General features: G+C 40.8%; 11 protein-coding genes and 1 pseudogene. All 12 read right to left on the bottom strand.

What is annotated here, in order from left to right; translation table 11 throughout:
* Positions 1-111, bottom strand: a pseudogene (locus AC1DSB_RS08375) (ribosome biogenesis GTPase YlqF); the annotation flags it as partial.
* Positions 112-130: 19 nt separating this feature from the next.
* On the bottom strand, positions 131-691 hold the full coding sequence (lepB, locus tag AC1DSB_RS08380) for a signal peptidase I (protein ID WP_016427703.1): 561 nt from the start codon (positions 689-691) through the stop codon (positions 131-133).
* 103 nt (positions 692-794) lie between these two features.
* The gene (gene rplS, locus AC1DSB_RS08385; RefSeq protein WP_477531013.1) at positions 795-1,139 is read right to left on the bottom strand and encodes a 50S ribosomal protein L19; all 345 of its coding nucleotides are present in this window, start codon (positions 1,137-1,139) and stop codon (positions 795-797) included.
* A 126-nt stretch (positions 1,140-1,265) separates the two neighbouring features.
* A complete protein-coding gene (gene trmD / locus AC1DSB_RS08390; protein WP_477531032.1) occupies positions 1,266-2,003 on the bottom strand; it encodes a tRNA (guanosine(37)-N1)-methyltransferase TrmD in 738 nt (245 codons plus the stop codon).
* On the bottom strand, positions 2,003-2,515 hold the full coding sequence (gene rimM / locus AC1DSB_RS08395) for a ribosome maturation factor RimM (protein WP_477586425.1): 513 nt from the start codon (positions 2,513-2,515) through the stop codon (positions 2,003-2,005). Before rimM ends, trmD begins: the two co-directional genes overlap by 1 nt.
* Positions 2,516-2,577: 62 nt before the next feature.
* Positions 2,578-2,811: a KH domain-containing protein gene (locus AC1DSB_RS08400; protein WP_016427707.1), complete on the bottom strand. Its 234-nt coding sequence runs from the start codon at positions 2,809-2,811 to the stop codon at positions 2,578-2,580.
* Positions 2,812-2,825: 14 nt separating this feature from the next.
* Positions 2,826-3,098, bottom strand: coding sequence for a 30S ribosomal protein S16 (gene rpsP / locus AC1DSB_RS08405; protein WP_016427708.1), 273 nt, complete (start codon positions 3,096-3,098; stop codon positions 2,826-2,828).
* Between the two features lie 104 nt (positions 3,099-3,202).
* Positions 3,203-4,561, bottom strand: coding sequence for a signal recognition particle protein (gene ffh / locus AC1DSB_RS08410; protein WP_477586427.1), 1,359 nt, complete (start codon positions 4,559-4,561; stop codon positions 3,203-3,205).
* Positions 4,562-4,573: 12 nt separating this feature from the next.
* Positions 4,574-4,909, bottom strand: coding sequence for a putative DNA-binding protein (locus tag AC1DSB_RS08415; protein ID WP_016427710.1), 336 nt, complete (start codon positions 4,907-4,909; stop codon positions 4,574-4,576).
* A gap of 76 nt (positions 4,910-4,985) precedes the next feature.
* On the bottom strand, positions 4,986-5,993 hold the full coding sequence (ftsY, locus tag AC1DSB_RS08420) for a signal recognition particle-docking protein FtsY (protein WP_477586429.1): 1,008 nt from the start codon (positions 5,991-5,993) through the stop codon (positions 4,986-4,988).
* Complete coding sequence (smc, locus tag AC1DSB_RS08425) at positions 5,990-9,574, bottom strand: chromosome segregation protein SMC (RefSeq protein WP_477586431.1); 3,585 nt, start codon at positions 9,572-9,574, stop codon at positions 5,990-5,992. Before smc ends, ftsY begins: the two co-directional genes overlap by 4 nt.
* Before the next feature lie 2 nt (positions 9,575-9,576).
* Entirely contained in the window at positions 9,577-10,344 is a 768-nt protein-coding gene (rnc, locus tag AC1DSB_RS08430; protein ID WP_016427713.1) for a ribonuclease III, read from the bottom strand.
* Positions 10,345-10,401: the final 57 nt, after the last annotated feature.

The raw sequence follows: 10,401 nt of genomic DNA on the forward strand, positions 1-10,401 counted from the left end.
CAGCGGCAATCTTGCATCAATCAATTCAAATATAATATCGACTAATTTTAATTTTTCCGTAACTTCACGACGAGCTTTCGCCATATGACCCGGAAACCATTGAATGGTCATTTTCTAATCTCCTCCTGTGTTACTCAACAAGTCCCATTTCAGTTGGTGGCCAGAAAATAACTTTCGTACTGCCTATTATTTCTTCCATTGGCACCACACCGATAATTCGGCTGTCTTTACTGTATCTCCGGTTGTCCCCCATGACAAATACATGCCCTTCAGGAACAACTTCCATTTGAATCAGTTCTTCAAGTGTAAAATCTTCTGTTAATGTACCTTCAATAATATCTTTTTTATAGGCGTCCAAATATGGTTCCGGTTGAGGTTTCCCATTAATATAAAGCTGATCATTTTTATAAGCGATATGATCTCCTGGTACACCGATGACACGTTTAATGTAATCCTTCTTCTCAGGTGCATGGAACACGACGATATCGAAACGGTCTGGTTCCCCCACTTCATAGCCGATTTTGTTGACAATCATCCGATCTCCGTCTTCAAGAGTCGGCATCATCGATTCCCCATCAACTACGATTGGTGTAAATAAAAAATATCGAATAAGCCAGGCTAGTCCAAATGCGATAAGCAAAGCTTTTGACCATTCCCATAACTCATTTTTCTCTTTTTTCGTCTGYTCCATTTTGTTGCCCCCTTGCGTCAATTACTTATATTGTACAAGTATTTATAAAGACAAGCAAAAAGAAAGAGAGCTTGTTAGCCAAGCTCCCTTTCTGATTTGATAATTATCGAATTTCTTTAATACGAGCTGCTTTACCACGTAATTCACGTAGGTAGTACAATTTCGCACGACGTACTTTACCACGACGAAGAACTTCTAAACGAGCAATTTTTGGTGTGTGTACAGGGAATGTACGTTCAACACCTACACCGTAAGAAATTTTACGAACTGTGAAAGTCGAGCTTACACCGCCACCGCGACGTTTAATAACAATACCTTCATACATTTGAATACGTTCGCGAGTTCCCTCAACGACCTTAACGTGTACACGTACAGTGTCACCAGGACGGAATTCAGGAAGATCCGAACGAAGTTGTTCTTTAGTGATTTCAGTAATAATGTTTTGCATGGTTTTCTCTCCTTAGACAGATGCTCATGCCAGCGACAATGGCTGCAGCGGAACACCGTAATTCAGCACTTCACATAGAAGTACAGAATAGATGATACCACAATTCATCGAAGCTAGCAAGGCAAATTAGTTGTTTTTTTCATTCTCCCACCGTGCGATGAGCTTTTTCTCAGCTACTGTCAATTCATGATTGGACAACAAATCTGGTCGTCTGCTCCACGTACGATATAAAGACTGTTCACTGCGCCATTGATCAATGTGTGCATGATTTCCTGAAAGTAATACGTCTGGCACTTTCAGCCCTCTGAAATCGGCAGGTCGTGTATATTGTGGATGTTCAAGCAATCCAGTTGAAAATGAATCCTGTACGGGTGACTCTCCATTTCCAAGTACGCCAGGTAACAATCGTACGACACTATCGATGACAGTCATTGCACCAAGTTCTCCACCAGTCAAAACAAAATCCCCAATCGAGATTTCATCCGTCACTAAGTGTTCGCGGATTCGTTCATCATAACCCTCATAATGTCCACACAAAAACACTAACTCTTCTTCAAGCGCCAATTCTTCAGCTTTCGCTTGAGTAAAGCGCTCCCCTTGAGGACACATCAAAATGATGCGAGGTTTCTTGGAGCTAGCGGTAATTGCCTCCACGGCTTGAAATAAAGGCTCTGGCTTTAACACCATGCCTGCACCGCCACCATATGGATAATCGTCCACCTGGTTATGTTTATTGCCCGAATACGTACGGAAATCGGTTACTGCCAGTGAGACTGCCTGCTTTTCCTGTGCTTTTTTTAAAATCGAAGATCCGAAGACACCATTAAACATGTCTGGGAATAACGACAACACATGAATACGCATCATRACAATAAGCCGTCCAATACATCAATGACGATTTTCTTTTCATCGACATCAATTTCTTTTACTACATCTTCAATATAAGGAATGTAATGAGCTTTCCCTTTTGCAGGCGTTACGGTCCAAACATCATTTGCTCCCGTTTGCAAAATATCCGTCACCACTCCAATTTCCTGTCCATCCTGACCAAACACAGTACAACCTAGGATTTCATGGAAATAGTACTCGTCCCCTTCTAAATCGAACAACTGATTTTCAGACACTTTTAAAATGCCGTCGCGGAACTCTTGCACCATTTCAATCGTCAAATAGCCTTCGAATGTCAATAAATCAAAGTTCTTATGTTGACGGTGACTTGCAACAGTTAACACTAGAGGCGATTTTCCATCTTTGAACAAAGACAGCTTATTACCTACTGCATAACGCTCTTCAGGAAAATCTGTACTTGAAATGACGCGCACTTCTCCACGAATTCCATGTGTATTAACAATTTTACCGACGTTATACCAATTCATTAAAATCACTCCCGATTTAAAGTGCAAAAAAGGAAGGAACCATAAGCTCCCTCCTTTGCGTCTTAATCTAAAATGTCGACATACGTCTTCTTTTTGTGGTGACTGCTTGCTGCTGAATAAACAATGGTACGGATTGCTTTCGCAACACGACCTTGCTTACCAATAACTTTCCCCATATCTTCAGCATGGACAGAAAGTTTGTAGACAATACGGTTTGCATTTTCGTCTAATTCAACACGAACTTCTTCCGGATAATCAACTAATGGTTTAACAATTGTTTCAATCAGCTGCTTCATTATGCCGCCCCCGATTATTTAGCGTTTTTTGCGTTATGGAATTTCTCCATGATGCCTTGTTCAGAGAACAAGTTACGTACTGTATCAGATGGTTTAGCACCAGTTGATAACCATTTCAACGCTAATTCTTCGTTGATTTTAACTTCAGCTGGTTTTGTTAATGGGTTGTAAGTACCAACTGTTTCGATTTGACGGCCGTCACGTGGAGCGCGAGCGTCAGCAACAACAATACGATAGAAAGGAGATTTTTTAGCTCCCATACGTTTTAAGCGAATTTTAACTGCCATGTTTAATAGCACCTCCGAATAGTTTCACACAAGATAGTATATTATCAAGGATTTATTTGTTTGTAAAGTGTTTTTTCTTAACACCTAATATTTTGCCTAAAAAATCACTTGAAAAGGGAATCCAAGCCAGGCATTTTCATCTTTTTCTTGCCTTTTTGTTGTTGCATGTTCGACATTTGCTTCATCATTTTCTTCATGTCTTCGAATTGCTTAAGCAAACGGTTCACGTCTTGAATAGACGTTCCAGATCCTTTTGCAATTCGTTTTTTCCGACTGGAGTYAATGATATCCGGTGTCGTTTTTTCTTGAGATGTCATAGCGTAAATAATCGCTTCTACACGCCCCATTTGTTTTTCATCAACTTTGGCATTTTCTAGCCCTTTGATTTTACCTGCCCCAGGAAGCATTTTAATGATGTCCTCAAGAGGACCCATTTTCTTCACTTGGTTCAGTTGTTCAACAAAATCATCTAACGTAAAGCTTTGAGTTCTGAATTTCTCTTCCAACTCTTTCGCTTTTTCTTCATCTACGTTAGCTTGAGCTTTTTCAATCAGCGACAACATGTCACCCATCCCTAAAATACGGGAAGCCATACGCTCAGGGTGGAAAGGTTCAAGGGCATCCATTTTTTCACCCATCCCGACAAATTTAATCGGTTTTTGAGCTACAGAACGAATGGAAAGTGCTGCACCACCACGTGTGTCCCCATCAAGTTTCGTTAGGACAACACCTGTAATGCCGATGCTTTCATTGAAGCTTTGAGCAACGTTGACAGCATCTTGACCTGTCATTGAATCTACCACTAGGAACACTTCATCCGGTTCCTTCAATGCACGAATGTCTTTCAATTCTTGCATAAGGTCCTCGTCGATGTGTAAGCGTCCCGCAGTATCAATGATAATGACATCGTTGTGATCTTCTTTTGATTTCTCAAGAGCTTGACGGACGATTTCAACAGGAGAAACTTCTGTCCCTAATGAAAATACAGGCAACGATAATTGCTTACCAATTGTTTGCAATTGTTGGATGGCTGCTGGACGATAAATATCCGCTGCCACCAATAAAGGATTACGGTTATATTTTTTACGCAAAATATTCGCCAATTTCCCGGTAGTGGTCGTTTTACCAGCACCCTGCAAACCGACCATCATTATAACGGTTGGTGGTTTTTTCGCAAACTGAATCGGGCTTTGTTCCCCACCCATCAATTCAGTCAATTCATCTTTTACGATTTTGATGACTTGTTGACCTGGTGTCAAACTCTTCATGACATCCACGCCAACTGCACGCTCACTTACTTTTTTGACGAATTCTTTGACTACTTTTAAGTTAACGTCTGCTTCGATTAAAGCAAAACGGACTTCTCTCATCATTTCTTTGACGTCTGCTTCGGAAACTTTACCTTTACCTTTAATGCGTTGGATGGTTCCTTGCAGCCGCTCGGCTAATCCTTCAAATGCCATGCAGTCCGCCTCCTAATCCGATTCTTTTAGCATCTCAATCAATTCAGAAGCTAGTTCTTTATTGACTGATTCCGCTTGAATTACTTGTTGTAATTGATTCATTACAAGTTGGCGTTGCTGAAATTTTTCCAGTAATTTAAGTTTTTCTTCGTATTCTTCTAACATCGCTTCTGTGCGACGAATATTATCATAGACAGCTTGTCTTGAGATTTCGTATTCGTCAGCTATTTCACCCAGTGAGTGATCATCCAGATAATAAAGATGCATATAGCTTCGTTGTTTATCGGTCAGCAAAGACTGATAAAAATCATATAGAAAGTTCATACGTGTCGTTTTTTCAAGTAGCATTGTGATCTCTCCCACCTACAACTTCCTACATGTATCATATCGAGCATTACTTTGAGCGTCAAGTATTTTTACTTGTCTACTTAGTATCTTCCGCTTCTTCCTGCTCCAGACCTTCTGCAAATAAACCGTATACATATTTCTCCGTATCGAAAGGCTGTAAATCGTCCATTTTTTCTCCGAGCCCTACAAATTTAACCGGAATGAGCAATTTGTTACGGATTGCCAGAACAATTCCGCCTTTTGCTGTTCCATCTAATTTTGTCAGAACAATTCCTGTTACATTTGTTGCATCTTTGAATGCTTGTGCTTGGACTAATGCATTTTGACCTGTTGTCGCATCAAGTGCAAGCAACACTTCGTGTGGAGCACCTGGTACTTCACGTTCGATTACGCGATGAACTTTTTGCAATTCATTCATCAAGTTCACTTTGTTTTGCAATCGACCAGCCGTATCACAAATCAATACGTCAATCCCTTTGCTTTTCGCTGAACGTACCGCATCGTACATGACCGCTGCAGGATCTGACCCTTCGGATTGTTTAATTACTTCAACTCCTACGCGGTCACCCCAAACTTGCAGTTGATCAATTGCACCCGCACGGAAAGTATCTCCAGCTGCCAGCATGACAGTTTTTCCTTGTTGTTTCAGGCGATGTGCAAGTTTACCAATGGTTGTTGTTTTTCCAACGCCGTTTACCCCTACAAACAAAATAACCGTTAAGCCATCTTCCTGAATAAGGAGTTCGTTTGATTCTTCTTCACCAGATTCGTATATTTCTACTAACTTCTCAGAAATCACAGATTGAATACCAGCAGTGTCTTTCATATTTTTACGTTGAACTTCAAATCTCAACGCATCCATCAATTCCATTACCGTTTCAACCCCAACATCGGCTTGAAGCAATAAATCTTCCAGTTCCTCAAAGAAATCCTCATCCACTTTACGGTACTTCGCCACTAAATCATTCACTTTGGAAGTAAATTGATTGCGTGTTTTAGATAATCCATCCTTGAATTTTTCGGATATAGAAACCGATTCACTGGTTCCTGTTAATTTTTCTTTCATTTTTTTAAAGAAACTCAAGCTCTTTCGCTCCCTTGTGCGACAAGTGTCGGTTGATCTTCTTGCATTTTGACAGATACCAATTTAGAAATACCTGATTCCTGCATGGTAATTCCATATAGAACATCTGCACCTTCCATCGTACCTTTGCGATGGGYGATAACGATAAACTGTGTATCTTGACTAAATTTTTTCAAATATTGACTGTAACGAATTACATTTGATTCATCCAGTGCCGCTTCTACCTCATCCAGAATACAGAACGGTACAGGGCGAATATTCAGAATGGCAAACAATAAGGCGATTGCAGTAAGCGCACGCTCTCCACCTGAAAGCAAACTTAAATTTTGTCGCTTTTTCCCAGGAGGCTGGGCAACGATTTCGATGCCAGTTTCCAGCATATCTGAAGGATCGGTCAACACTAAATCTGCTTGGCCACCACCAAACAATTCTCGGAAGACGCGGCCGAATTGCGCCCGAATGGCGTAGAATGTATCACTGAACCGCAACGTCATTTCTTCATCCATTTCTTTAATAGCTTCATGCAATGTTTCTTTTGCATCCAATAAATCCTGACGTTGATCGGTCAGGAAAGCATGACGCTCAGAAACTCGTTCGAATTCTTCAATGGAGGCTACATTCACAGGACCCAACTCTTCAATGGATTGCTTCAGCAGTTTCACTTTTTTTCGTGAAACGTCTTCTTCAAATGTATCCATATCTGGCAGTTCCAATTCATCCAATGTCAGATGATAGTTTTCTTCCAGCTGGGTATGCAGCGTATGCTGTTCAACGTCAAAACGATTCAGCTTCACTTCAGCGGCTCTCAAAGCATCCAACTGTTGTTTATGCAAATGTTGATTTTTCTTCAGTTGCAGTTCAACCTGTTGTAGTTGGACATGAATTTGTCCACGTTTTTCTTTGCCTACGGTAATACGATCAACAAGTGTTTGCTTTTTCTCTTTCCACTCAATCAGTTGCTGGTCAATTTCTTCCGGAGTTGGACCCATTTGATTGTCACCAGATTCATACCATTGCATTTCCTGTTTGGTGTGATCAAGCTTTTGCGAAACTTTTTGTTGTTTTTCCTGTAAATCAACGACTGCATCATTGGAAACATTCAATTGCTCGGTTAAAACCGCCTGTTTCGAACGAAGTTCAGCCATTTGTTCTGTTAATTGATCCCGTTCATTCAGCGTCTGTGATTTGAGATTGGTTAACCGATTGATTGTATCATTCAGTGTTTCCAGTTCATTCTTTAATTCATGAAGACGTTGCTGAGCTTGATTTTTCTTTTCTTTTGCTTGTTCATGTCGACTTGAAACATCTTTTGTTTCCGAATTGGAAATAAATGCTCGTTCATTAAGACGCTTGAAAGCGGTTTCGAGTTCACGAAGATTAGAACTTAGTTCCAATTCCTGCGCTCTGTGTTGTTCCCCTTCGGTACGCATACTTTCAAGTAATTCAACTTGTTGGTCAATTGACTTTTTCAGAGTGGCCACTTGAGATTCAGCTGTAAGAATGGACTGATCCATCGCTTTTAACTTCATTGAAAGTTCATCCAGCTCGGCTTTCCTTGAGAAGACAGAAGACTGTTGCTTAGTGAATCCTCCGGTCAATGAACCGCCTGCATTGACGATATCTCCATCCAGTGTAACAACTCGGTAGCGATATTGAATGGATTTGGCAATTTGGGAAGCCCCTTGCAAATCTTTGACCACAATGACATTTCCAAGTAAATTTTCGACAATGGATTTTGACGATGGCTCAAAGGAAACGAGTTCATCCGCTGTTTGAACGAAAGAAGGATGACCTCCAATGCTTCTCAATGTATCCGCTTGTATTTTTCTCGACTTCATGACCGTCTTTGGAAGGAATGTAGCACGGCCAGAGCGTTTGTTTTTCAAAAACGCAATAGCTTTTCGCGCATCTTGATCCGACTCGGTAACTATATGCTGCATAGCTCCACCAAGCGCTGTCTCGAGCGCTTTTGTATATTCAGGCTTTACTTGAATAAGCTCTGCTACCGCACCTGTAATGCCGGACAATTCGCCCTTTTCACGCGCAACCAATACTTCTTTGACCCCTTGGAAGAAACCAGAGAAATCCGCTTCCAGTGCTTCTAACGATTCTTTTCTTGCTTTCAACTGTTGCTGGTGTTGATAAGCTTGATATAGCATCGATTGCTTGGAATCAAGTTTCTCTTTTTCTTTTGAGAAAGCCTCTTGACGTTTTTTGTAATCAGTCAGGTTTTTGTCCAGTTCACTTCGAATTTGTGATAACTGCTTATCCACTTGCTTCTTTTGTATCTCGACAGTTGATAAGTCTGAAGTAATCTGTTCATATTCATTCGTCATTTTATCTTTGAATTCATGTTGTTGAAGAAGCTGTTGCTCCAAATGTTTCAGTTCATTTTTGACAGTCGCTTCTTCATTTAACAAATCAATATATGTTGACTTATGATCTTCGATTTCCACTTCAATCTCTGCACTGGATTGTTTCAACAAATGATCCAACTGTTTGACTTCCTGTTGGACATTTCGCAATTCCGTTCTCGCTTTCGAGGTAGCGGCTTGCTTTAGTTCCAACTGGGTCGTTAACTGGTTTTTCTCTTCTTCAAGTTCATCAATGGTTAAGCGAAGTTTATCGATTTGCTGGTCCATATTTTGACGCTTTTCAGCCATCAATTGTTTACGCCCATCCCAGCGCTCAAGCTCGGAACTGGCTTCAACAAGTGATTCCTGTGAATCATCAATTAATCGGTCTTGCTCTGTCAATTGCTCACGAACCGTATGTAACTCAGTTTCCATTTTGTCTATGAGGTCTTCCAGTTCCTTTTCTTGCTTTTCGAAGACTTCTACTTCCTGCTTAACTTCACCTAAGCGTTTTTCGACTCGTACCAAATCAAAAGCAATTAACCCTAAGTCAACGTCCTTTAATTCTTCGGACATGCGTAAATAATCGGTGGCTGCTGACGCTTGCATTTGAAGCGGCTCCATCCGACTATCCAGTTCGTGTAAAATATCCAGCACTCTGTGTAAATTGTCATCGGTTTCAAACAATTTGTTCTCGGCTTTCTTTTTACGCAATTTATATTTTAGAACACCCGCAGCTTCTTCAAAAATAGAACGGCGGTCTTCTGGACGACTGTTGAGAATTTCATCCACTCGTCCTTGTGAAATAATCGAAAAGGCTTCTTTACCTAGCCCGGAATCCATAAATAAATCATTAATATCTTTTAATCTACAAGTTTGTTTATTTAATAAGTATTCACTATCGCCCGAACGAAACACGCGTCTCGTGACACTGATCTCGTTGTAATCCAATGGCAAGCGCTCATCTGAGTTATCAAGTATTAGAGTAACTTCTGCAAAATTAAGCGCTTTTCGTGAGTCGCTTCCTGCAAAAATGACATCTTCCATTTTGGCGCCGCGAAGTGATTTTGCGGACTGTTCTCCCAAAACCCATCGAATGGCATCCGTTACATTACTTTTCCCACTTCCATTTGGACCGACCACTGCGGTCACGCCTGGTACAAAATCAATGCCAATTCGATCCGCAAACGATTTAAATCCAATGACTTCAAGTCGCTTTAGGAACAAATTTAGCCCTCCTGTCTGCTTGCAACTTGGCCTTGTATGCGAATAATCGCTACTTGGGCCGCTTTTTGTTCAGCTTCTTTTTTAGACTTGCCTTTACCTTCACCCAACTCGGTGTTGCCTAATCTCACACTGGAGACAAACGTTCGATTGTGGGCAGGTCCCTTTTCTTCTACAATTTCATAGTTCAATGCACCATTGTTCATTTGCTGAACCATTTCTTGTAACTGACTCTTGTAATCCATCACATGCGAAAAAGCACCGATTTCGACTTTCGGAAACACAACTTGTTCCAAAAACTTCACAACAGGTTGTAAGCCTTGATCTAAATATAGTGCGCCGACAAATGACTCAAACACATCTGCAAGAAGTGCTGGTCTTTCGCGTCCACCTGTAATCTCTTCTCCCTTACCTAAAAGCACATACTTCCCAAAGTTTAATTCATTCGCAAATAAAACGAGTGACGGTTCGCAAACGATCGCCGCACGTAATTTGGTCAATTCACCTTCGCTCATGGCAGTAAACTTTTGAAATAAGTATTGAGAGACAGAGAGTTCAAGAACAGCGTCACCTAGAAATTCAAGTCGCTCATTGTCCGTGTAAAATTTCCGTCGATGCTCATTCACATAGGATGAATGGGTAAATGATTGATAAAGAAGTTCAGGGTTTTGAAATTGAACTCCTAATTCTTGCTGTAATACCGCAAATGATTGCTTGACTGTTTCGGAAAATGTTCCGTTTTTTTGAGGAGTTCCTCTACGTTTACCCGTCATCTATATAATCTGCCTTCCTTTAGTTTCTACGGTCTAGTTTACCCGTTTGTCCTGTAA

Source organism: Paenisporosarcina sp. P4_E4_2, from assembly GCF_056401595.1.